The organism is Hydrogenovibrio sp. 3SP14C1 (genome assembly GCF_029625905.1).
In the GTDB taxonomy this organism is placed as follows: Bacteria; Pseudomonadota; Gammaproteobacteria; order Thiomicrospirales; family Thiomicrospiraceae; genus Hydrogenovibrio.
This window is the reverse complement of the sequence record NZ_JARTLM010000010.1, coordinates 87,624-109,823: the sequence shown is the minus strand read 5'-3', so window position 1 is coordinate 109,823 and position 22,200 is coordinate 87,624. Positions and strand designations below refer to the sequence as shown.

The following is a 22,200-nucleotide window of genomic DNA, read 5'->3' as shown; positions in this document are numbered from 1 at the left end:
TAATCGGGGCTTAAGAGCCTGTTTTGGTGATGTCTTCGACGTTGACGTACACTTCACTGCCTTGGTTCTTAAAGGTTTGTGACATTTCTTCCATCCCTTTGTTGACCGCATCTTCTGTGGATAGCCCTTGCTTATCCGCATAGTCGCGGACTTCCTGTGAGATTTTCATCGAACAGAATTTAGGACCACACATCGAACAGAAGTGCGCGACTTTAGCCGAATCTCTCGGCAAGGTTTCATCATGGAAGGCACGTGCTTTTTCGGGATCCAATCCTAGGTTGAACTGGTCTTCCCAACGGAATTCAAAGCGCGCCTGACTGAGGGCGTCATCTCTTGAGCGTGCGCCGGGATGGCCTTTTGCGATGTCTGCTGCATGAGCGGCCAGTTTATAGGTGATCAATCCTTCTTTAACATCATCTCTATTGGGTAAGCCAAGGTGCTCTTTAGGCGTCACATAACATAACATGGCGGTTCCAAACCAACCAATCATCGCCGCTCCAATCCCTGAAGTAATGTGGTCATAGCCTGGCGCGATGTCCGTTGTTAAAGGACCTAATGTATAGAAAGGGGCTTCATGACAATACTCCAGCTGTTTGTCCATGTTTTCTTTGATCATATGCATCGGCACATGACCTGGCCCTTCAATGATGACTTGGACATCATGCTTCCAAGCAATTTGAGTGAGTTCTCCCAACGTTTTGAGTTCGGCAATTTGCGCTTCGTCGTTGGCATCCGCTACGGAACCAGGGCGGAGACCATCCCCTAAAGAGAAAGAAACGTCGTATTGCTTTAAGATTTCGCAGATATCTTCAAAGTGGGTGTATAAAAAACTTTCTTTGTGATGCGCTATACACCACTTAGCCATGATGGAGCCTCCGCGTGAAACGATGCCGGTGACACGTTTCGCCGTCATTGGGACATAGCGCAACAAAACCCCTGCATGAATGGTGAAATAGTCGACCCCTTGTTCCGCTTGCTCAATCAAAGTGTCTCGGAATATTTCCCAGGTAAGGTCTTCCGCAACGCCGTTCACTTTTTCCAATGCTTGATAAATCGGTACTGTGCCAATTGGCACAGGAGCATTTCGTAAGATCCAGTCACGCGTAGTATGAATGTTTTGTCCTGTGGATAAATCCATCACCGTGTCAGCCCCCCAGCGAGTGGACCAAACCATTTTTTCCACTTCTTCACCAATTGATGATGTGGTGGCGGAATTGCCGATATTGGCATTTACTTTCACCAGAAAGTTACGGCCGATAATCATTGGTTCCGATTCTGGGTGGTTTATATTGGCCGGGATGACGGCACGCCCTTCAGCCACTTCTTTTCGTACAAATTCAGGCGTGATGTCTTCAGGCAAATTGGCACCAAAATTTTCCCCTTTTAAACGGGCTTCGCGTTCAGGATCATTGAGGTAACGACGTGTCATATCGCGTCGTTGGTTTTCTCGGATAGCGATAAATTCCATTTCAGGCGTGATGATGCCTTGGCGGGCATAGTGCAATTGCGTGACGTTTTGTCCAGGTTTTGCTTTCAATGGTTGGCGCATTAAGCTTGAAGCACCGGCAATGGCGGTTTCCATTTGTGTGCGGCTTTTATACCCATTGTCCTTTGGGTCGATAACGCGACCTTCATAGGTTTCTACATCGTCACGGTTGGCAATCCAGTCTTTTCGAATGGCTGGAATCCCTTGCGCCACATCGATGTCTATAGTCGGGTCGGTATAGGGACCAGAAGTATCGTAAACGGTGACGGTTTCGCCGTTGGTTAAGGTAATGGCGCGCATAGGCACTTGAATATCCGGGTGAATCTCACCTGGAATATAGGTTTTATGGGACGCCGGTAACGGGTCACGGGTCAGGATGTCATTCGATGCGGGGAGTGCGTTTTTAAAGGTACTCATGTTTTTCTCACTTTTCGTTCGTTCAAAGGATGAAAAAAACAGCGTAAAAAGATGGGCAAAAATCTTAATCATTAAGATTGTGCACTTGTCATACCGTTGAAAAGTAGAAAAAGGGACGTGATAATTGCTTTTAAAGTCCCTGTTTCTACTTGATACGAAAAGCTTTTTATTAGCAAGTCTTATCGCTCAAAGGTATTTAAAAGCAATCTACAGAAAACGACTGGCGTGCGTTTTCCTTAGAATCTTCTCTTCCCTACGCTGGCTTTAACCAGATCAAGTTCAACGGGCCCGACAGCCGGGAAATTCAATTTCCACTTAGTCGTCTCAGCACTTTGGCGTGCACCCCGAGAGATGAAAAATATTGTAACAGAAGAAAAAATAAAAATTGAGTAAATAAAAAATAGTTTAAAAATCAATTATTTGTATTGAATTTTGGTCGGTTATGATAGATAGGTTTGATTTTGCAAAGCGCTTAGGGTTTAATTTTGTCAAACGTCTTAAAAAGGAAAAACATGAACTTGGAAACAATGATTTTGACTTCTTTGCATGCGCTTGCTGCCGTTATTTGGGTTGGAGGGATCTTCTTTGCTTATCGAATTCTAAGACCTTCAGCTTTATCTTTGGAGCCTAGAGATCGTCTTGTTTTATGGGAAAAAGTCTTCCGACGTTTTTTTGGCTGGGTTTGGTTTTTTATTTTAGTACTGGTTGTTTCTGGATACTGGGACTGGATAACACGTCTCGGTTCATTTGAACAAGCACCGCTGTATCTGCAGTTAATGGAGTGGATTGGTTGGTTGATGGTTGTTTTGTTTATCTGGTTGTTTTTCTGGCCGTTCGCCAAGTTTAAGATACGGATGGCGCAATATGAATTTACAGAGGCAGGGCATATCATGAATGCTCAAATGCGCCCGATTATTGCTATTAACCTAATGTTAGGGGTTATTGAAGTTGTTATTGGCGCATCAGGACCTTTTTGGCCAGTAATCACGTTTTAAAATAGCCAGGCCTGGCTATTTTTTTAAACTGCTTAGTCTTTAAGCAGCGTAAATTTCGTCAAATAAAGTGGTGTATTCATTCTCGTCAATCTTTAAGCGAACGCCTACATGGCGTTTGTCTTCTATTTTTAAACAGTGTTTGACAGTGGCTTTAAACTGAAAGCCATGAAATCCTTTGTTATATGAAATATCGAAATGCACTTCGACGATATCACCACGAGTGACATCTGCCTGTGTGATAAAGCCAATACCGTGTTTTGAAAAATCAGTCATGGTTGCGAAGATGCAGGCCTCATTTATAACCATTACGACAGGACGATTGGCGGGAATTCGAACATGTTGGCGTTTTTCATTTTTGACAAGAGCAGTCACAATTTTTCCTTAATAATTATTCTGGGTGCTTTGGTACCATCATAGTGATTATTGGTATAAATTCATAAATCAAAAATTATGCGCAAGGATAAAAAAACGTTATAACACAATATTTGGATAGCATTTCGATTAAAACCCCTTGATTATTCAGGTATTTTTTATCAATTTTTTGGGAAGTTGTGATTAACGTGCTGTTATTTTGTTTATTGACAAACTTTTAATGTCCGACAAAAACAGTATAGTATTATTAAATTAGAATTAATGCGTAACTGTTTTTGTTGCGCAATGAGAGGTTAGCAGCAGAATGTCGATTCGTCGTTATAAAGAATTTACGCCTGAAATTAAAACAACCGCTTGGGTTGATCCGTCGGCTGTCGTAATCGGTCAGTGCCAACTAGGAGAAGATGTTGGTGTTTGGCCTAACGCAACCTTAAGAGGGGATGTGAATGCGATTAAAATCGGTGCCCGAAGCAATATCCAAGATGGAACCGTTTGTCATACAACACATGATTCTCCCATGACCAAAGGGTCACAATGCATTGTCGGTACTGATGTGACGATTGGTCACAATGTAGTCCTTCATGGCTGTGTGATAGAAGATGAGTGCCTGATCGGCATGGGATCGGTCGTGTTGGATAATGCCGTGGTACAAAAGCACGTTTTGGTTGGAGCGAATAGTTTGGTGCCGGCGGGGAAAGTGCTGGAATCAGGGTATTTATATGTGGGGTCTCCAGTAAAGCAATTAAGACCGTTAACAGATGACGAAAAGGCTTTTTTTAAATATTCTGCCGAGCATTACGTCAAATTAAAAAATGATTTTCAGCAGTCGGTTGAAGAGGTGTAAAACACTATGCGTTTGAAGAATGTCGCTCAGCTATTTAAGGTGTGTAGTGGTCATTGGCCGATATATTTGGCCTATATGTTGGGCGCATGGTTGTTGGTGATGGGGCTGGCAAATATTCAGTTCTTTCTAATTTATGGTAAGTTTTCGCCTAAGTTTTTAATTGTTCCCAGTATTGTAGGATTAATTGTCGGTTTTTTGATAGCAAAGTATCGAATATTGAGAGATCGTATTGAAGCCAAGCAAATGGAATTTTCTTCTATTGTTGAAATGGCTGAAGAGGTGTCTTATTTTCAAAACCTTGATCGAAGTTATCGTTTTATTTCTCCCTCTGTTCTAAAGTTAACGGGATATGATGTTTCAATTTTTTACCAAATGCCCAATCTGTTTTCTGATTTGGTGTATGAAGATGATTTTCCAAAATGGCTCGCCTATGAAAGAGGCATTGCTGAGGGCGACAGATTAGATGCGATTGATGTCCGTTTAACCACCAAACATAAAGGGCTGATTTGGATTCGTCATGTCTCCCGCCCAATTTATGAAAAAGGTAAATTAGTGGCCATCAGCTCGACCAATACCGATATTACCGAGCAGGTCAGCCAAACGGAAGCCATGAAAGAATTGGCGTTAAAAGATTCATTGACGGGGCTTCCAAATCGTCGGCATCTGAGTTTAGAAGCGGAAAAGATGCTGGATGCGATCTATCCTTTTGTGTTGATTATGATGGACTTGGATCGGTTCAAAACCATTAACGATTCCCTTGGTCATTCAGTAGGGGATTTGATGTTGCAGAAAATCAAAGACCGATTTGAATTGGTTTTACCACAAGGCGCGCTTCTGTCAAGGTTTGGGGGGGATGAATTTGTTTTTATTATTCCTGGTATTCGTCAAGAGCAGGATGTTGAACAAATGATCCGAGATTTTTTAAAAGTTGTAGAACGCCCTATGCATTTGAATGGATTGAATCTCCATATTTCAGCAAGTTTTGGTTGGGTTTCTGCACCGGAAGATGGCTCGGATGTTGAGAGCTTAATACGGTTTGCCGATGTTGCCATGCATATGGCAAAACAAAAACAAGGTGTTTATTCTTTACGTTACTCAGGTCAAGTGGATCACTATCATCAGCGTTTGTTAATCATTGAAAATCGAATCCGCAATGCGGTAGAAGACAAACGCATAGTGCCTTTTTACCAGCCGATGTTCTCAACCCAATCAGGGAATTTGGTTGGCGTAGAATGTTTGGCACGATGGCATGATGATGAGTTAGGGTGGGTTTCACCAGATGAGTTTATTCCGATTGCAGAAGATATCAACTTAATTGGAAAATTAGGCGAAACCATCTTGGAGCAAGCAATCATCACAGCGAAAAAACTCTCAGAGTTTTGTTCTGAAAAAGATGTTTACTTTTCAGTGAATGCTTCTCCGTATCAACTATCAGAAATTGGTTTTGTTGATAAAGTGAAGTCATTGTTGGAACAGTATGATTTACCTCCTAAGTTATTAAAAATTGAGGTGACCGAATCGTTATTTATCGGCGGGAATGAGTATGCAATCAATGTTCTGAGTGAGTTGCGAGCATTCGGAGTGAGTATTGCATTGGATGATTTTGGTACCGGGTATTCGGCATTTGCTGTATTGCGTGAAGGCTGTATTGACATCTTGAAGGTGGACAAGTCATTTATACAGAATATGACCGACAATGATCAAGAAAAAGCGTTGGTTGCAGAGATTATTCAGATGGCGCATATTATGGATTTAACGGTGGTCGCAGAAGGGGTGGAAACCGAAGCCCAAAGAGCCTTGCTTGCAGAAATCGGCTGTGATGTGCTGCAAGGCTATTTGTTAGCCAGACCCATGTCTGAAATTGAATTTTGTCCTTACATGGATTGCGGAGCTGTAGCGCACTAACCTAACGGTGATTCAAACAGAATAACCGTTAGGGTTGAATTAGGCGACGAACTTCATCAATCACTTTTTGCGTTTCTGGGCGAACCCCTCGCCAAATATAAAAGGCTTCAGCGGCTTGCCCAACCAGCATTCCGAGTCCATCTCTTACTTGGCAACTTGGTTGGTTTTGTTGAGCCCATTGCATAAAAACGGTCGGTTCAGCACTGTACATCATGTCATAGACTAGGCTGTTCTGTCCTAAAACAGTCGGATTAATCGGGGGGAGCTTGCCTTCCAAACTGGCCGAAGTGCCATTGATGATAATGTCAAACGTATTATCGGGGATGTTTACCCAATCACTGGTGGTTATCGGTATGTCTGTTTCAAAGCGATTTCCGAGTACTTCTGCCCGTTTGGCTGTTCGATTAGCAATATGGACCAGGCCTGGCTGTTTTTCCAATAAAGGTTGCATGATTCCTTGTACGGCACCGCCTGCTCCTAAAATTAACACCTTCTTGTCTTTAAAGGGGCGTCCAGCATTCTCTTCAATGTCGGTGACTAGGCCAATACCGTCTGTGTTATCACCTGAAATTTGACCGTTTTTAAAGCTGAAGGTGTTAACAGCATGGGCTACTTCTGCTCGAGAACTCAGTTCGTCGGCAAGCTCAAAGGCATCGAGCTTAAACGGCACGGTGATATTGATCCCACGGTAGCCTCGAGCGATTAGGTCGGAGATAGCAAATTGAAACGTTGTATCTTCTGTATCGATTAACAGTGCTTCATAAACCAAATCTTGATCAGTTTGTTCGGCAAATAAACGATGGATGAGAGGTGATTTTGAATGGGCAATCGGGTTGCCCACAACGGCATATAAATCTGTCATAACGTTATTTTTCCGCTAACCACTGTGCGACCACCTTAGCATAATAGGTCAAAATACCATCGGCGCCAGCGCGTTTACAGCTCAATAGCGTTTCAAGGACAACCTCTTTTTCATTGATCCAGCCATTTAAAGCAGCTGCTTTCAGCATCGCGTACTCACCGCTAACATGATAGACATAGGTCGGCGCTTGGAATTCTTTTTTAACGCGGTAAACAATGTCAAGATAAGGAATGCCAGGTTTGACCATGACCATGTCAGCCCCTTCGTTAATGTCCATCGCCACTTCGTGCAACGCTTCGTTGCTATTGGCCGGGTCCATTTGATAGGTATGTTTGTTGCCTGACCCTAAATTGCCTGCGGAACCTACCGCATCGCGGAATGGGCCATAATAAGAAGAGGCATATTTCGCAGAGTAAGCCATGATGCGAGTGTGAATATGGCCATGCTCTTCAAGGTGCTCACGAATTTCAATAATTCGGCCATCCATCATATCCGATGGGGCGACAACGTCTGCTCCGGCTTCGGCATGGGAGATGGCTTGTTGCATTAAGACATCAATGGTGTCGTCATTGAGCACGTAACCATTTTCATCAATAATGCCGTCCTGGCCATGTGTCGTATATGGATCTAAGGCAATGTCGGTCATAATCCCCATTTCAGGAATGGCCTCTTTAAGGGCGCGAACAGCTCTTTGTGCCAGACCATCTGGATTGTAAGCTTCTGCCGCATCCAGCGATTTGGTTTCCGGATCCGGTACTGGAAAGAGCGCAATCATTGGGATTCCAAGCTCAAAAAGTTCTTGAGCTTCAGTAATCAATAGATCTATACTCAAACGTTCAATGTCCGGCATGGATTTAACCGGCTCGCGGCGGTTATGTCCTTCTATGACAAACATCGGATAAATTAAGTCGTTCGTTGTTAAAACGTGTTCACGCATAAGTCGACGAGAGAAGGGATCTTTTCGCATGCGGCGCATACGTGTAATGGGAAACTGGCGTTCAATCATGAAGAGCTCCTGATGTTTGTGATGGAAGAATGATACTCTTGTCGATGTAAAAAATAAAGCGAAGTCGTGCTGAACTGAAACCGTGGAAGAGGCGGTTTCAGCACGACTGAAAAGGATAATTATGTTAGAAAACTTTGAATATACCTTTTTTGATGAACCTGTCGCTCAAAAGTTTTGCCAACAGGTTCAAACATTAGGACTCAGTACCCAAGTCAGACCAGAAGAGTCTGGGAGTGGGGAGGCATCTTTTGAAGTTCTGGTCGAAGGTCAGATTTCAGATGAGCAGGCTGAGCAGATAGAAGATCTTTATGGTGAGTTGTTGTTTGGAGAGCAAGCCGCGCAAGTTGAAGGCAATGAATCGGGTGCAATTGCTGATGCTTGCGGTGTTCAGGTGCAGTTAGCGTCAGGTGAATTTACGACAGTCGCCATTCACCCGCAAATTATGAATAAAATCTTGTCGGTGTTAACCATAGATGAATTACAGAAATTTTTGAGCCAAGTAGCCGAGGATATTGAAAACCCTAAGGCGGATCCAATCTGTCGTCGGGAAAACTTACCGCATTTTTAAGTAGTATAGATTTTAATCACGATGGCATAAAAAATTTATATCAGCAAATTCTAATTTTTCAGTACCAAAAACTTGAAGTCATGGCGTATAAAACATATTATTACAGGTTAGCAAAACTGTGCTTAGCTCTGCTCGTGCAGTGGAGTTAATAAAAATAAGCTACTATTAAATAGTTAAACTCTTGAATCTGAGGTGTTTTTTAGAAAAATGCCAATCAAGGAGCAATAAATGACAGATAAAATCGTTGAAAAGGTTGCAGTTCAGTCTGATGAAAGTCGCAACCAAGGCCGTCGTGCTTTCCTAAAAGGAAGCGCGGCTGTTGCCGGTGGGGTTCTTTTTACAAAGGCCGCATCAGCAGCAGAAGGTGCTAAATATGATCCTGCTAAAGCGGTTGCGCCTTATGCTGGAAAAGAAGAAATGACAGAAGTCCTAGATGTGCAAGCAGCACGTAAATCTTTAGGGTTTGGTGTTCGTAAATATCCTTATGGTATGCCTTCTCCGTATGAGAAAGAAGTGCAGCGTCGTACATTAGAGTGGTTAACACCTGACTCTATGGCGTCTATTACCATGACACCATTACAAAGCCTACACGGTATCATTACCCCTAACGGTCTTCACTTTGAGCGTTTCCATGGTGGTGTGCCAACTATCGATCCAGATAAGCATCGTTTAGTTATCCACGGTTTGGTTGAACGTCCTCTTATTTTCACAATGGATGACTTAAAGCGTTTCCCGTCAATCTCTCGTATTCACTTTGTTGAGTGTCCTGCGAATGGTGCGATGGAATGGAAAGGGGTTCAGTTGAACTCTGTTCAGTGGACACACGGTATGATGTCTTGTGTTGAGTACACTGGTGTGCGTTTATCTGACCTATTGAAAGAAGCGGGTATCAAGCCTGAAGGTAAGTGGATTCTTCCAGAAGGTGCGGATGCATCTGGTATGTCTCGTTCAATTCCAATTGACCTAGCAATGGATGATTGTTTTGTAGCTTATGCACAGAACGGTGAAGCGCTACGTCGTGAACAAGGTTACCCAATTCGTTTAGTTGTTCCTGGTTGTGAAGCAAACATGTGGGTTAAATACCTACGTCGTATCCAAGTTCACGATGTGCCTATGCAGCACCGTGAAGAAACTTCTAAGTATACAGAATTGATGCCTGATGGAACGGCACAACGTTTCTCATGGTACATGGAAGCTAACTCAGTAATTACTTACCCTTCACCTGATTTCAAAATGCAAGGTCCTGGTAAGTACTTTGTACGTGGTTTAGCATGGTCTGGTCGCGGTAAAGTGGCTCATGTTGATGTGTCTTTTGACGGTGGTAAAAACTGGAAAGAAGCACACTTTACTTCACCTGTACTAGATAAAGCTTGGACTCGCTTTGAAATAGAGTGGGATTGGGATGGTTCAGAAGCCTTTATGATGAGCCGTGTAACAGATGAAACTGGTTACGTTCAGCCACCTATGCCTCAAATGCGTAAATTAGAAGGTACGAACAACGTTTACCACCGTACTGCGATGGTTACTTGGCGTATCCATGCTTGGGATGGCGGCAAAAACGGAGGTATGATTGAAAATGTTCAGTACTAATAAAACAATCCTAGCGGCAGGTCTTGCACTTGCGACAACTGGTTCAGCTTTCGCAATGAGCGGAATGCCAGGAAGCGGTTCAGATAGTTCTGATGGTAAATACGCTTCTAACTATGCTGAAATCATTAAAGAAAATGATGGTAAGTATCTAGATTCTAAAGTGATTGAATCAATTTTAGGAAAAGATGCAACTTATGGTCGTGCGGGTATGGAAGGGAAATTAGATCCTGCTAACCCATATTCTTTTGAAGTTGATGACAGTATTGATGGTGGTAACCATGGTAACGCTCAGTGTAAAGTTCCTGCAGCTTTTGTAGAAGTTCACGAAAGTGTTGACAAGAACTACTACAGCGATGCTAACTTCGTTGCAAACGGCTTTGGTACGCCAATCGCTGAGTCGGCATTAGCAAAATGGAATATTACTGTAGATGGTGACGGTAAAGGTTTACCAGATCCTTCAGTAGGGATGACTGTTGAAGAAGGTGCACGTGTTTATGTGCAGTTCTGTGCAATGTGTCATGGTGAGTTTGGTGAAGGTGCTAAAGGGTATCTACCACTAGCGGTAGAAGAAAACCTAGTGACTTCTGACTTCCGTGATCCTGCTCCGATGAAAACAGTTGGTAACTACTGGCCATATGCAGTGACATTCTTTGATTATGTTCGCCGTACAATGCCTTTCTGGACGCCTAATGCACCATTCATTGGTGATAAAGGCTACATGGGGATGACTGGCTACATCATGCAGTCAAACTATATTCCGATCGGTCTTGATGAAGATGGTAATAAGATTGAACTAGATGATGATACTTTCTATAACTCTGAATTGCTAATGAAGCAAAACAAGTTCATGAAAAACCAAGGTAACTTCTTCTGTGATCACCGTCCGGTTATTCATAACGAACGTTGCATGAAAGACTGTCCTGATGTGATGGTTGGTGATGGTAAAGGAAACGTGAACAACTTCGTTCAAGCACGTCGTTTACCAGATGGAACGCCTCAGTATAACGTTCCACAACGTATGCATGAAGATCCACCAGGTGTTGGTCACGCTGGTATGTAATATTAAGCTTGTCTTAGTATGAAAATAAAAACCCGCCTTGTGCGGGTTTTTTTATGTCATGAGTTATTGAATAAACCCCTTTAAAATCAAAGGGTTTTATTCAATAAAAATGCCAAAATGACACTTGCTTTTATGAATAAAAAAAGTAGAATATACCGTTATTCCCAATTGGATATAACGGTATGTCATTAATAGATCCTTTCAATCGAAAAATTGAATATTTAAGAGTTTCAGTCACGGATAAATGTAATTATCGTTGTGGCTATTGTATGCCTGAGCAAGGTGCGCATCCTGAAGGACGTCATACAGAATATTTAGACTATGATGAATTGGCTCGTATTATCAAAGCGTTTGTTGAGTTGGGTGTGACCAAAGTTCGTATCACAGGGGGCGAGCCTCTCGTAAGAAAAGGATTGCCAGGCTTTATTGAAGAGATTCGGCCTTATGAAGGGCTGGACGAAATCGCTTTATCTACCAATGCGCATCATCTTGATAAGCACGCCGTGGCATTAAAAGAAGCAGGTTTGTCACGCGCCAATATTTCCATAGATTCCTTACAAGCGGATAAGTTCAATAAGATTACTCGTGGTGGAAACCTTGAAAAGGTTCTGGCGGGAGTTGATGCGGGATTAGCTGCGGGGTTAAACCCGATTAAGTTTAATATGGTTGTGATGAAAGGCACGAATGATGATGAGATTGAAGCCATGGTCGATTATGGTATCGAGAAGGGTGTTGAAGTGCGTTTTATCGAAACCATGCCTATTGGAGAAGCGGGTATTAGCCTAATGGATCAGCATTATCCAATGGAAAAGATTATGAAAAGGGTTAAAGCTCATGTGGGGACGGACTTAATCCCGTCAACGGGAAAGAGTCATGATGGCCCTTCTAAGAACTTCCTAATCAAAGGCACGAACGCCAGAATTGGTGTGATATCAGCAGTATCTGATCACTTTTGCGAAGCCTGCAATCGGGTAAGACTCACCGCAAGAGGGGTGTTGGCGCTGTGTCTAGGACAAGAAGATTCCGTTGACTTGAGAACCCCCATTCGTGAAGGGATTTCAGACGAAGATTTAAAGCAAATGATTGTAGATGCGATGCTTAAAAAACCTGAGAAACATTTCTTTAATGAAAATGTACATAACATCGAATTTAGACAAATGGTTTCCTTGGGCGGATAATTAGGGTAATAGTTGTCTTTTTAGACATTTTTGGAGATAAAAAATGTTAGAAATTTTATATTTTGCGAGTTTTAGAGAAGTTTTAGGGAAAGCTCAAGAAGAGCTGCCTGTTGAAAACTATAAGACGGTTGAGTGTGTTTTGAAGGATTTAGCCGGACGTGGAGAGGCTTGGCAGCAAGCACTTAAAGACAATGCAAATCTGCAAATAGCAGTAAACCATAGTGTCGCGACACGTCAAACTGAACTGAATCCTGGCGATGAAATTGCCTTTTTCCCACCTGTTACAGGAGGCTAGGGTTTGAGCTTATACTCCTTTGTAAAAGTACAGGTGGAAGATTTTGACTTAAGCACAGAAGTTAAAATTTTAAGAACAGGGCATAAAGATATCGGTGCCGTGGTGTCATTTGTTGGCACGGTACGAGATATTAATGAGGGGGATGACATCTCCGTACTGGAGTTAGAGCATTATCCAGGGATGACCGAAAAAGCCCTAGAAAATATCCGTCTTGAAGCGCACGAGCGTTGGCCGTTACAAAGTAGCCTTATCATCCACCGGATTGGCGAGATGCAACCTTGTGACCAGATTGTGCTCGTCGCGGTGACATCCAGACACCGTGAAGCTGCTTTTGAAGCCGCGCACTTTATTATGGATTACTTAAAAACGAATGCCCCTTTCTGGAAGAAAGAAACTTTTCCTAACGGTGAAACCCGTTGGGTTGATGCCCGTGTTACGGATAAAGAAGCCGAAACACGTTGGTTAAAATAAATTAAACAATTATTATCTGTCATATTTCCCCGCACCCGCGGGGATTTTTTTTGAGAGCCAAGCAATGAAAACATTTGATGAAGCATTATCTTATTTAGTCAGCCAAGCAAAAAACAGTCAAAAAACGGAAACCTTACCGGTTGAACAGGCCTTAGGTAAAGTATTGGCAAAGCCGATTACATCGGGCGTTAATGTCCCGCCACATGACAATAGTCAAATGGATGGTTATGCCATTAACTTATTAGATTTAACGCATGAAGATACCTTTCAAATCAGTCAGCGCATTCCTGCAGGTTCAGAGCCAGAAGCGCTTGAATTAGGAACAGTTGCCAGAATATTTACTGGCGCGCCCATTCCGGCAGAGGCAAATGCCGTGATTATGCAAGAAGAAACCGAGCAAGTTGGTGATAAAATCAAAATTACTGCAAAAACGACCAGGCCTGGCCAAAATATCCGCCATACTGGAGAAGATATTGAAACAGGGCATGTGATTTTGGAAAAGGGACACCGTCTGCGTTCAGAAGATCTGGGCTTGATTACGTCCATTGGTATCGGAGAGGTCAGTGTCTACCAGCCACTGAAAATTGCGACCTTTACCACCGGTGATGAGTTACTCGAACCCGGTGAAGCACCAGAAAAAGGAAAAATTTTTAACGCAAACCGATATGTCTTGGCGGGGGCAATCCCTCAACTTGGGTTTGAATTGATTGATTTAGGTCGAGTTAAAGATACATTAGAAGATACCATTGATGCGATGAAGCAAGCTGCGAAGGTAGCAGATGTTGTCATGACAACGGGTGGCGTTTCTGTTGGGGAAGAAGATCATATCAAACCAGCAATTGAATCACTAGGCCAATTGGATATGTGGAAAGTTAAAATGAAGCCAGGAAAGCCATTGGCTTTTGGTGATATTAATGGCACTCCCTTTATCGGCCTGCCTGGCAATCCAGTTTCTGCATTCGCAACGTTCAATCTTTTTGCACGTCCTTACTTGCTTCGCAAACAAGGTGTAAAGCATATTTGTATTACGCCTCTTTGGTTGGAAGCCGATTTCGAATGGCCTAAATCCAATTTTCGTCGCGAGTTTGCGCGGGCTAAATTAAAAGTGGATGAAAAGAGTCAAAAAACTGTTGTTGAATTGTTCCCAAATCAGGGGTCAGGTGTGTTGACCTCAGCCGTTTGGGCAGAAGGATTTGCTGTAATCCCGGAAGACACTACGGTTAAAAAAGGAGGCAAAGTCGCCTTTTATGCATTTAATGATATGATTTAAGGCGGGAAATGATTATGAAGGACAAGCAGAAGTTAACGCATTTAGATGAAAAAGGTCAGGCTCGTATGGTGGATGTGAGTGAAAAAGCAAACACCGAGCGAGAAGCACGAGCAATGGCTGTGATTACAATGTTACCAGGCACTTTAAAAATGATTGTTGATGGGAAGCATAAAAAAGGAGACGTGATGGCTACGGCGCGCATTGCAGGGATCATGGCAGCAAAACGCACCCCTGATTTGATTCCCATGTGCCATCCTTTGATGCTGACTTCTGTCAAAGTTGATCTGGTTCCGAATGAAGATAAAAGCTGCGTCGAAATTGTCGCTATCTGTAAACTGGTTGGTCAAACTGGGGTGGAGATGGAAGCACTTACAGCTGCATCAACCGCCGCTCTTACATTGTATGATATGTGTAAAGCGGTTGATAAAGGTATGACGATTAATCAGGTACAGCTGTTAGAAAAGAAAGGTGGCAAGAGCGGCCATTGGAAAAAAGAAGCCCTTTAAAAAGGGCGCATAAATATGTTCAATCACTCCCTGGCTTGCGGGTAGTATTGCAACGCTTCGGGCCCTTCCGGGTCCATAATCAATTCCAACCCCTTTTCTGGATAGAACCAGTGATCCAATCCATCAGATTGGTTCTCGATGCGTTGCGGTTCACCAAAGCGCATCCTAATTGCTCTTGCTGTTAAGTGTTTCTTGGGAAGCAAGGTGATTTGTTTAATCGGTTTTTGTAACAGTCGATTGATATTCTCAGTATTCGGTGTGACCTGCCGATTTCCTGTCTGAGTGACGGTTGTCTGGATGCCTTCGTCGTATATTTTATTTAATGTGTCTGGGTCAACATCCAAGGTCAGTGCAATTGCTCCACGAATCGTTCCTATGCGAATAGAAGGGAAGTATACTTCCGCTGTTTTTTCAGTTTCGTCTTTATGAGAGAACAACTTGACTTCGACGTCATCGCCAAAAATGGCTTTAGCATCGTTAGGTGTGCTTTGGTTAATGGTCAAGCCTAATGTTTCAAGCTGATTATTCGCGTTAAAGTGACTGCTCCAAGGTAAAAATTTAGCGGGTATTTCTTCTCGTTCAGACGGAATCAAAATAAACATCGCGGTCAGGAAAATGCCAAGGCCCAGTACGATTAGAAAGGTTGGAAATCCTTTGTTTTTAGAATGTGTTGAGCTCATGTGTTTGTTTTATCCGTTTCTTTTATCGCTTTTTCTGATTTAAGCTGTTTTTGCCCTTTATGATGCACTTCATCTTCCCCTTCACCAAGTTCCGCATTAGCGTCTGTGTCGCGAAGCAAATGTTTTTCGATTTTAGGATCAATGATGCCTTTTCCAGCTTCATAAACGGAGATACCCGTTTGCAAGAAGGTAATCAGAACGGCTAAGAATATAACCAGCGCAGCAAAACGAATTGTGATGATTTCACCTAGATTGGTTTGGGAGCCTTCAGCAGAGAAATCATTCATGGAAAATCCGCCTGGAAAAAGGGTGTCTATGAGGATGTACAGCAGTACCATGACTAGGGCAGTAGCGTAACTGATTAATAAGGTTTTACTACGTTGCCAAGCTAATGCCCAGTGAGCAGAAACGAACCAGGAACCTTTTTGTTGTACTCTTTTGCCATGAAGATAGATGTATCCAAGCACGAGACTGGAAAGGAAAGGAATTATCAGCAATGTCACTGTGCTACCGATTTCCAAAATAATCATCGATAGAAATAAGTGCGTAAGGATGATGTTGATATTAAAAATATGATGAGGATTTTTAGCAAGATGTGTTTCTTGCTCGGTAACTTGATAATGCATAAGAATTCTCTACAGTTGGCTAAAGTGGTCGATCGTATGGCATAAAAAATCCATCACCTGATTGGTTTCATCTTCAATTTGACTGAATAAAGTCTCCAATCCATGAGTGACGCCTTCTTTTCCTTTGTTTTCAAGTGCTAAGCATAAAGCAGGTAAAGTGGTTGCTCCGATATTTGCAGCACTGCCTTTTAACGTGTGCGCTTGATATCTCAGTGCTTCAGCATTTTCTTCGGCGATGGCTATTTTAATACCGTTTAGAGATGTTGGAGCGATCTCTAAAAAGGTTTGTAAAATATCTTTTAAATCGTCACCAATCAATTCTTTTAACTGGCTCAAATTGTCTACATTAACCGGTTGAGTCATGTAATTTTTCCCATTCTACGAATAGCTTATTATAGCGTATTAAGGTGCTTTTTGAGCGTTAAGATATTCTTCAAACTCGCTGGCAGGCATCGGTTTTCCAAACATGAATCCTTGGAAAATATCGCAGTTTTTGTTTTGCAGGAATGTGACATGGAATTCTTCTTCAATCCCTTCAGCGACTACTTTTAGGTTTAAGCTGTCAGCCATTGCCAATATCGTTCTCACGATGGCTTGCCCTTCCTGCGAATCTAAATTATCGATAAATGAACGGTCAATTTTTATCGCATCGATTGGAAAGCTATGCAAATACGCGAGAGAAGAATATCCGGTCCCAAAGTCATCAATGGATAAGGATACGCCCATGGCTTTTAAACCTTTTAGAATGCTGATGTTATGATCGGCATTACTCATGGCTAAACTTTCGGTAATCTCTAAATCAAGGTATTTTGCGGGTAGGCTTGTTTTTTGTAAGACATCTTGCACTTCTTTGATGAGGTTGGAGCTGGAAAATTGTCGACCGGATAAGTTAACCGCGATTCGCATCTCATCAAACCCGCTTGCATGCCACTTTTCCGCTTCTTTGATGGCGTTTTCCAAGACAAAGCCTCCAATGTCGACAATCATGCCATTGCTTTCTGCCATTGGAATAAAAATACCCGGTGAAATAATGCCTTCTGTCGGGTGGTTCCAACGAACCAACGCTTCTGCGCCATAAGGTTTTAAGGTGTGACCATCAAGCTGAGGTTGGTAGTAAACTTCAATTTCTTTACGAGCCAGCGCTTTCCTTAAGTCATTCTCAAGCATGAGTTGTTCTTTAGACTCGGCATTCATTTCCATTTGATAGAATAAAAATTGATTGCCACCGTTCAATTTGGCCTGACTGCGAGCGATATTGGCATGCGCGATTAGTTCACTTGCCTGGTTACCGTCTTGGTTAATAATGCTGACACCAATAGAGAAAGTGATAAACAGTTCTTGTTCTTTAATGTTAAATGCTTTTGAGATGTCATGAAAAATGCGACTTAAAGATAAATTCAATTCTTGAGCATCTTCAGCGTTTTTAATCAGAATGGCAAATTCGTCGCTTCCCAAGCGCGCGACAAAATCATCTTCACGCGTGACTTTCTTTAACCGTTGAGCGACTGTCCTAAGCAGCGCATCACCATTTTCCTGTCCTAAGTTGTCATTGATCTTTTTGAAACGATCAATGTCCAAAATAACGGTGGCACTGTATTTTTTAGGGTTGGATTCTTTAATAAAATTAGTAAGGTTTTTATTAAAGAAAGAGCGGTTTGCTAAATCGGTTAATTTGTCATGACTGGATTGGTAATCAATGAGTGTTTCAGCTTTGTGCAAACGGCTGATGTCCTGCGCCGAACCGGTAATTCTGTCAATGTCGCCGTGTTCATCAAAGCTGACTTCTCCCAAACAATCCACATGAGACATAGAGTTGTCGTGATGCAGGACTCGAAAACTCACTTGGATATCATTGTAGCCCTGACTGGCATCGGCGATGGCTTGTTGAATTAATGGTAAATCTTTTGGAATGATATTAGAAAAAAATTGCTCTAAAGTGACATCGGCTTGATTTGGAATGCCGAAGAGTTCAAAAGCAGAGTTGGTTCCGGTTACGTGATCAGTTTTTGCATTCCACTCCCAATATCCGAGTTTTGCCAGTCTTTGGGCATACATGAGCTGAGACTGGCTGGCTCTAAGTTGGTCTTCAATCAAAGAGGAGTTAATCGCATATTTAACGCGCTGACTTAGCAAAGCCCAGTTGATAGGCTTGGTGATAAAGTCAGTGGCACCGCTAATAAAAGCATGATCAATCGAGTTCATGTCATCTTGTGCAGTCAACATTAAGATGGGAACAGCACGAGTTTTCTCATAGTTTCGAATCGCTTCGGTGGCTGCATATCCATCCATAATGGGCATCATAACGTCCATTAGGATCAAGCAGGGAGATTCATTGATGAATTTTGAAAAGCCTTCTTGACCGTTTTTTGAATCAATCACTTTAAAACCGGATTTGGTTAATACTTTATTGAGGGTTAATCGCGTATTGTCGTCGTCCTCAACAACCAGTATCAATGTGGGGTCAATCTGCTTAGAGCTCGTCTCAGAAAGTGGCATTGGAGTTTCGTATCACCCTTAAATTGTTTGGCTAAGTGTAGCTGCTTTTTGTTGAAATTAAAACCTTTATGCCTTTTGATCAAACTAGGTTTCAAGCCAAAAGGTAACGGGACCATCATTGGTTAAACTGACTTGCATCTCTGCGCCAAATTTCCCTGTTTGTGGGGGAGTAAATTTTAATGTAATTAAATCCACAAACTCGTTAAACAAGTTTTGCGCCAAATCGGGCGCAGCAGAGGTATGAAAACTTGGGCGTAGACCTTTTTGGGTATCTGCCGCTAAGGTAAATTGGGGAATGAGTAATAATTCTCCGCCTTTGCCATTGAATGCTTGTTGGAGGTTTAGGTTCATCTTGTCGTTTTCGTCACTAAATACGCGGTAGTGTAAAAGCTTATGCGCCATCTTGTCTAAGGTTTGAGACGTGTCATGTGGCTGAAATCCACACAGAACCACCAAACCTGATGAAATTTGCCCGATGATGTTTCCAGAAACCGAGACGTTCCCTTGTGTGACTCGTTGCAGTAAGCAAATCATATTAGGTAGGAATATCTTCATCAAGATAAATTTGATCAGTTGCCTCGACTAAGGCCTGGGCAATCTCAAGCTCTAATGCAGAATGTCCTGCATGGTCACAAATCACGAGTTGAGCATTTGGCATGGCTTCAGACAAAGCATAGGCTTGGTTAATCGGGCAAACCATATCGTAACGGCCTTGAATGATTTTGGTCGGAATTTTTTGAAGATAACCAATGTTGTCCAAAATTTGATTAGGCTCAATAAAGGCCTGATATTTAAAATAGTGACATTCAATACGTGCCATTGCCAGTGCATGGAAAGGGTCGCCAAAATGATTGACCAAGTCTTTGTCGGCTTTGAGCGTAGAGGTTCGTCCTTCCCAAATTGACCAAGCTTCAGCCGCACTCATTCGCGCAATTTCATTCTCATTGGTCAGCAGCTCATAATAGGCTTCGATGATCTTATCTCGTTGGGTTTCGGGAACGGGGGCGATAAAATCTTGCCAGTAATCCGGAAAAAAACGGCTGGCACCTTCCTGATAAAACCAGTGCGTATCTTCATGCCGGCATAAGAAGATACCTCGCAACACCATTGAGATAACGCGTTCAGGGTAGGCTTCAGCGTAGAGTAAACTCAGCGTTGATCCCCAGGAACCACCAAACAATACCCAACGATCAATGTCTAGATGACGTCGAATTTTTTCGATGTCTTCAATCAGGTGAGCAGTTGTGTTATTGGTCAAACAAGCATGAGGGCGAGATTTTCCGCATCCACGCTGGTCAAATAAGATAATGCGATATTCATCCGGATTGAAAAAACTACGTTGTAGTGGTGCGGTTCCGCCGCCAGGACCGCCATGGATAAATAAAACAGGAATACCTAACGGGTTGCCACTTTCTTCTATATAAAGAGAGTGGGTGTTATCAACCTGTAAGCTATGCTCACTGTAGGGTTTGATGGGGGGGTATAAAATCTGATCTAAAGTCGTCATAGTTCAATTTTAGCCGAAAGAGAACAGAACGCCAAAAATAATCTTTTGGATAGGCCTTAAACGAAAAAAGCCCCTAAAAATGACCAGGCCTGGCTATTTTTAGGGGCTTAGGAGTTAAACTGACTATGAGTCTAACTTATAATTTGCTGCGTCCAGCTTTTTTACGCTCGTTTTCTGTTAATAGTTTTTTACGAATACGAACGTGATGCGGTGTGACTTCAACCAATTCATCATCATCGATAAATTCAAGCGCTTGTTCTAGCGAGAAAATGATCGGTGGTGTCAGAGTTAAGGCTTCATCCGTCCCTGAGGCACGCATATTCGTTAACTGTTTCCCTTTTAAAGGGTTAACGGTTAAATCATTCGCACGACTGTGTAGCCCGATAATCATCCCTTCATATACTTCTTCCCCGTGACCAAGGTATAAACGACCACGATCTTGTAAGTTAAACAGAGCAAACGCCAATGCTTTACCTTGACCAATTGAGATCAATACACCGTTATTACGCTCACCTAGTGTGCCAGAGAATTTTGGACCATAATGAGAGAAGCTCGAGAAGATCAAGCCATTCCCTTGTGTTGCTGTCATAAACTCAGTACGGAAACCGATCAAACCACGAGAAGGGATGATAAAGTCGATACGCACACGACCATGCCCATCTGGCACCATGTCTTGCATTTCAGCTTTACGCTCACCCAGTTTTTCCATGATAGAGCCTTGTGCATCTTCAGGAACATCAACCGTTAGGTTTTCATAAGGTTCTTGCGTTTCACCATCGATTTCTCTGAAGATAACTTCCGGACGCGAAATCCCCATCTCGAAGCCTTCACGACGCATTGTTTCAATCAATACGGATAAATGCAGTTCTCCACGACCTGATACACGGAACTTGTTCGCATCTTCTGTTTCTTCAACACGCAGAGCAACGTTTGTTAATAATTCTTTGTCTAGACGCTCACGGATTTGACGTGACGTTAATAACTTACCGTCCTGACCAACGAAAGGAGAGTCGTTTACTTGGAAAGTCATGCTCACAGTTGGTTCATCAACCGTCAACGCCGGTAAAGCTTCAGGGTGGTTCGGATCACATAACGTATCTGAAATGTTCAAAGGATCTAGCCCAGTAAAGGCAACGATGTCACCCGCGTGTGCTTCTTCAACACTGATTCGCTCTAGACCGTGGTAACCAAATAGTTCACCCATTTTACCTTTACGTTCTTTGCCCTGGGCATCGACGATAACGATAGGCATCCCTGTTTGAACAGCACCGCGTTTAATACGCCCTGTTCCGATGACCCCTTTATATTTATCATAATCCAAAGAGATACACTGCAACTGGAATGGTCCGCCTAAATCAACATTTGGCGCAGGAACGTTTTCAGTGATGATTTTGAATACAGGAGTCATGTCGCCTTCACGAACATCTTCTTCCAATCCAGCAAACCCGTTAAGACCCGATGCATAAATGACATCAAAGTCCATTTGTTCATCTGTTGCGCCTAGACGGTCAAATAAATCAAAAGTTTGATCTAATACCCAGTCAGGGCGTGCGCCAGGTCGGTCAATTTTGTTGATGACAACAATCGGCTTCAGACCTTGTTTTAAGGCTTTTTCAGTTACGAAACGGGTTTGCGGCATAGGACCTTCAACCGAGTCGACTAAAAGTAATACCGAATCTACCATCGATAAGATGCGTTCAACTTCACCACCGAAATCGGCATGGCCCGGGGTATCCACGATATTGATACGGAAATCGTTCCATTTAACGGCCGTGTTTTTAGACAGGATTGTGATACCACGCTCTTTTTCTAAATCATTGGAGTCCATCATGCGATCCCCCATATCTTTACGGGTATCGTCAAAGGTGCCAGATTGTCTTAGAAGTTGGTCAACCAGGGTCGTTTTACCATGGTCAACGTGCGCAATAATGGCAATGTTGCGAATATGATCTGTGTTCATGCAGGGGACTCTCAATTTTTCAAAAAAACGTATTATACTGGAATGACAATAGAAGTTTGTGTAATCTGATGAAATGATTACGATTTATTGCAGAATTTAGTGGAAA

At 42.6% G+C, this 22,200-nt stretch carries 22 protein-coding genes and 1 riboswitch; of the genes, 11 read left to right on the top strand and 11 right to left on the bottom strand.

What is annotated here, in order from left to right; genetic code table 11:
* Positions 1 to 10: 10 nt before the first annotated feature.
* Positions 11 to 1,903: a phosphomethylpyrimidine synthase ThiC gene (thiC, locus tag P8629_RS09740; protein ID WP_278165941.1), complete on the bottom strand. Its 1,893-nt coding sequence runs from the start codon at positions 1,901 to 1,903 to the stop codon at positions 11 to 13.
* Between the two features lie 233 nt (positions 1,904 to 2,136).
* A riboswitch (TPP riboswitch) is annotated at positions 2,137 to 2,260 on the bottom strand.
* A 155-nt stretch (positions 2,261 to 2,415) separates the two neighbouring features.
* Between thiC and P8629_RS09735 the strand changes: the two genes are divergently transcribed.
* Positions 2,416 to 2,898: a hypothetical protein gene (locus P8629_RS09735; protein WP_278165940.1), complete on the top strand. Its 483-nt coding sequence runs from the start codon at positions 2,416 to 2,418 to the stop codon at positions 2,896 to 2,898.
* Positions 2,899 to 2,937: 39 nt separating this feature from the next.
* Here P8629_RS09735 and P8629_RS09730 read toward each other — a convergent pair whose 3' ends face one another.
* A complete protein-coding gene (locus P8629_RS09730; RefSeq protein ID WP_278165939.1) occupies positions 2,938 to 3,270 on the bottom strand; it encodes a PilZ domain-containing protein in 333 nt (110 codons plus the stop codon).
* Positions 3,271 to 3,574: 304 nt separating this feature from the next.
* Here P8629_RS09730 and P8629_RS09725 point away from each other — a divergent pair, with 304 nt between their 5' ends.
* Positions 3,575 to 4,114: a gamma carbonic anhydrase family protein gene (locus P8629_RS09725; RefSeq protein WP_278165938.1), complete on the top strand. Its 540-nt coding sequence runs from the start codon at positions 3,575 to 3,577 to the stop codon at positions 4,112 to 4,114.
* A 6-nt stretch (positions 4,115 to 4,120) separates the two neighbouring features.
* Positions 4,121 to 6,019: a putative bifunctional diguanylate cyclase/phosphodiesterase gene (locus P8629_RS09720; RefSeq protein WP_278165937.1), complete on the top strand. Its 1,899-nt coding sequence runs from the start codon at positions 4,121 to 4,123 to the stop codon at positions 6,017 to 6,019.
* A 28-nt stretch (positions 6,020 to 6,047) separates the two neighbouring features.
* Here the strand turns inward: P8629_RS09720 and aroE are convergent, their stop codons facing one another.
* Together aroE and hemB are read right to left on the bottom strand one after the other, a co-directional pair.
* Positions 6,048 to 6,881 (bottom strand): shikimate dehydrogenase, encoded by an 834-nt coding sequence (gene aroE / locus P8629_RS09715; RefSeq protein ID WP_278165936.1) that lies wholly within the window; start codon positions 6,879 to 6,881, stop codon positions 6,048 to 6,050.
* Between the two features lie 4 nt (positions 6,882 to 6,885).
* Complete coding sequence (gene hemB, locus P8629_RS09710; protein ID WP_278165935.1) at positions 6,886 to 7,887, bottom strand: porphobilinogen synthase; 1,002 nt, start codon at positions 7,885 to 7,887, stop codon at positions 6,886 to 6,888.
* A gap of 121 nt (positions 7,888 to 8,008) precedes the next feature.
* On the opposite strand from hemB, the gene P8629_RS09705 reads away from it, so the two are divergent.
* The 8 genes from P8629_RS09705 to moaC all read left to right on the top strand — a co-directional run bounded on the left by P8629_RS09705 (position 8,009) and on the right by moaC (position 14,825).
* Positions 8,009 to 8,455 carry a hypothetical protein gene (locus tag P8629_RS09705; RefSeq protein WP_278165934.1) on the top strand — a complete coding sequence of 149 codons (447 nt, stop codon included), beginning with the start codon at positions 8,009 to 8,011 and terminating at the stop codon, positions 8,453 to 8,455.
* A 228-nt stretch (positions 8,456 to 8,683) separates the two neighbouring features.
* Positions 8,684 to 10,045, top strand: coding sequence for a sulfite dehydrogenase (gene soxC / locus P8629_RS09700; protein WP_278165933.1), 1,362 nt, complete (start codon positions 8,684 to 8,686; stop codon positions 10,043 to 10,045).
* Positions 10,032 to 11,105 carry a c-type cytochrome gene (locus tag P8629_RS09695; protein WP_278165932.1) on the top strand — a complete coding sequence of 358 codons (1,074 nt, stop codon included), beginning with the start codon at positions 10,032 to 10,034 and terminating at the stop codon, positions 11,103 to 11,105. The genes soxC and P8629_RS09695 overlap by 14 nt, the downstream gene beginning before the upstream one ends.
* Before the next feature lie 182 nt (positions 11,106 to 11,287).
* The gene (moaA, locus tag P8629_RS09690) at positions 11,288 to 12,283 is read left to right on the top strand and encodes a GTP 3',8-cyclase MoaA (protein ID WP_278165931.1); all 996 of its coding nucleotides are present in this window, start codon (positions 11,288 to 11,290) and stop codon (positions 12,281 to 12,283) included.
* 43 nt (positions 12,284 to 12,326) lie between these two features.
* Positions 12,327 to 12,578: a molybdopterin converting factor subunit 1 gene (gene moaD / locus P8629_RS09685; RefSeq protein WP_278165930.1), complete on the top strand. Its 252-nt coding sequence runs from the start codon at positions 12,327 to 12,329 to the stop codon at positions 12,576 to 12,578.
* 3 nt (positions 12,579 to 12,581) lie between these two features.
* Positions 12,582 to 13,049 (top strand): molybdopterin synthase catalytic subunit MoaE, encoded by a 468-nt coding sequence (moaE, locus tag P8629_RS09680; protein ID WP_442908697.1) that lies wholly within the window; start codon positions 12,582 to 12,584, stop codon positions 13,047 to 13,049.
* A gap of 64 nt (positions 13,050 to 13,113) precedes the next feature.
* Positions 13,114 to 14,319, top strand: a complete 1,206-nt coding sequence (locus P8629_RS09675; RefSeq protein WP_278165929.1) for a molybdopterin molybdotransferase MoeA — start codon at positions 13,114 to 13,116, stop codon at positions 14,317 to 14,319.
* Positions 14,320 to 14,333: 14 nt separating this feature from the next.
* Positions 14,334 to 14,825: a cyclic pyranopterin monophosphate synthase MoaC gene (moaC, locus tag P8629_RS09670; RefSeq protein ID WP_278165928.1), complete on the top strand. Its 492-nt coding sequence runs from the start codon at positions 14,334 to 14,336 to the stop codon at positions 14,823 to 14,825.
* A gap of 23 nt (positions 14,826 to 14,848) precedes the next feature.
* Here the strand turns inward: moaC and P8629_RS09665 are convergent, their stop codons facing one another.
* The 7 genes from P8629_RS09665 to typA form a co-directional block, all read right to left on the bottom strand.
* The gene (locus P8629_RS09665) at positions 14,849 to 15,505 is read right to left on the bottom strand and encodes a hypothetical protein (protein ID WP_278165927.1); all 657 of its coding nucleotides are present in this window, start codon (positions 15,503 to 15,505) and stop codon (positions 14,849 to 14,851) included.
* Positions 15,502 to 16,131: a hypothetical protein gene (locus tag P8629_RS09660; protein ID WP_278165926.1), complete on the bottom strand. Its 630-nt coding sequence runs from the start codon at positions 16,129 to 16,131 to the stop codon at positions 15,502 to 15,504. The genes P8629_RS09665 and P8629_RS09660 overlap by 4 nt, the downstream gene beginning before the upstream one ends.
* 9 nt (positions 16,132 to 16,140) lie before the next feature.
* Positions 16,141 to 16,494: an Hpt domain-containing protein gene (locus tag P8629_RS09655; RefSeq protein ID WP_278165925.1), complete on the bottom strand. Its 354-nt coding sequence runs from the start codon at positions 16,492 to 16,494 to the stop codon at positions 16,141 to 16,143.
* A 39-nt stretch (positions 16,495 to 16,533) separates the two neighbouring features.
* On the bottom strand, positions 16,534 to 18,627 hold the full coding sequence (locus tag P8629_RS09650) for a two-component system response regulator (protein WP_278165924.1): 2,094 nt from the start codon (positions 18,625 to 18,627) through the stop codon (positions 16,534 to 16,536).
* Between the two features lie 84 nt (positions 18,628 to 18,711).
* Positions 18,712 to 19,161, bottom strand: a complete 450-nt coding sequence (gene dtd, locus P8629_RS09645) for a D-aminoacyl-tRNA deacylase (protein WP_278165923.1) — start codon at positions 19,159 to 19,161, stop codon at positions 18,712 to 18,714.
* Between the two features lies 1 nt (position 19,162).
* Complete coding sequence (pip, locus tag P8629_RS09640; RefSeq protein WP_278165922.1) at positions 19,163 to 20,134, bottom strand: prolyl aminopeptidase; 972 nt, start codon at positions 20,132 to 20,134, stop codon at positions 19,163 to 19,165.
* Between the two features lie 136 nt (positions 20,135 to 20,270).
* The gene (gene typA / locus P8629_RS09635; protein WP_278165921.1) at positions 20,271 to 22,094 is read right to left on the bottom strand and encodes a translational GTPase TypA; all 1,824 of its coding nucleotides are present in this window, start codon (positions 22,092 to 22,094) and stop codon (positions 20,271 to 20,273) included.
* Positions 22,095 to 22,200: the final 106 nt, after the last annotated feature.

What these genes read in the sequence shown, in the direction of transcription:
- thiC (WP_278165941.1), bottom strand. Translation starts at nt 1,903, where the DNA reads ATGAGTACCTTTAAAAACGCACTCCCCGCATCGAATGACATCCTGACC.
- P8629_RS09735 (WP_278165940.1), top strand. Translation starts at nt 2,416, where the DNA reads ATGAACTTGGAAACAATGATTTTGACTTCTTTGCATGCGCTTGCTGCC.
- P8629_RS09725 (WP_278165938.1), top strand. Translation starts at nt 3,575, where the DNA reads ATGTCGATTCGTCGTTATAAAGAATTTACGCCTGAAATTAAAACAACC.
- P8629_RS09720 (WP_278165937.1), top strand. Translation starts at nt 4,121, where the DNA reads ATGCGTTTGAAGAATGTCGCTCAGCTATTTAAGGTGTGTAGTGGTCAT.
- aroE (WP_278165936.1), bottom strand. Translation starts at nt 6,881, where the DNA reads ATGACAGATTTATATGCCGTTGTGGGCAACCCGATTGCCCATTCAAAA.
- hemB (WP_278165935.1), bottom strand. Translation starts at nt 7,887, where the DNA reads ATGATTGAACGCCAGTTTCCCATTACACGTATGCGCCGCATGCGAAAA.
- P8629_RS09705 (WP_278165934.1), top strand. Translation starts at nt 8,009, where the DNA reads ATGTTAGAAAACTTTGAATATACCTTTTTTGATGAACCTGTCGCTCAA.
- soxC (WP_278165933.1), top strand. Translation starts at nt 8,684, where the DNA reads ATGACAGATAAAATCGTTGAAAAGGTTGCAGTTCAGTCTGATGAAAGT.
- P8629_RS09695 (WP_278165932.1), top strand. Translation starts at nt 10,032, where the DNA reads ATGTTCAGTACTAATAAAACAATCCTAGCGGCAGGTCTTGCACTTGCG.
- moaA (WP_278165931.1), top strand. Translation starts at nt 11,288, where the DNA reads ATGTCATTAATAGATCCTTTCAATCGAAAAATTGAATATTTAAGAGTT.
- moaD (WP_278165930.1), top strand. Translation starts at nt 12,327, where the DNA reads ATGTTAGAAATTTTATATTTTGCGAGTTTTAGAGAAGTTTTAGGGAAA.
- P8629_RS09675 (WP_278165929.1), top strand. Translation starts at nt 13,114, where the DNA reads ATGAAAACATTTGATGAAGCATTATCTTATTTAGTCAGCCAAGCAAAA.
- moaC (WP_278165928.1), top strand. Translation starts at nt 14,334, where the DNA reads ATGAAGGACAAGCAGAAGTTAACGCATTTAGATGAAAAAGGTCAGGCT.
- P8629_RS09665 (WP_278165927.1), bottom strand. Translation starts at nt 15,505, where the DNA reads ATGAGCTCAACACATTCTAAAAACAAAGGATTTCCAACCTTTCTAATC.
- P8629_RS09660 (WP_278165926.1), bottom strand. Translation starts at nt 16,131, where the DNA reads ATGCATTATCAAGTTACCGAGCAAGAAACACATCTTGCTAAAAATCCT.
- P8629_RS09655 (WP_278165925.1), bottom strand. Translation starts at nt 16,494, where the DNA reads ATGACTCAACCGGTTAATGTAGACAATTTGAGCCAGTTAAAAGAATTG.
- P8629_RS09650 (WP_278165924.1), bottom strand. Translation starts at nt 18,627, where the DNA reads ATGCCACTTTCTGAGACGAGCTCTAAGCAGATTGACCCCACATTGATA.
- dtd (WP_278165923.1), bottom strand. Translation starts at nt 19,161, where the DNA reads ATGATTTGCTTACTGCAACGAGTCACACAAGGGAACGTCTCGGTTTCT.
- pip (WP_278165922.1), bottom strand. Translation starts at nt 20,134, where the DNA reads ATGACGACTTTAGATCAGATTTTATACCCCCCCATCAAACCCTACAGT.
- typA (WP_278165921.1), bottom strand. Translation starts at nt 22,094, where the DNA reads ATGAACACAGATCATATTCGCAACATTGCCATTATTGCGCACGTTGAC.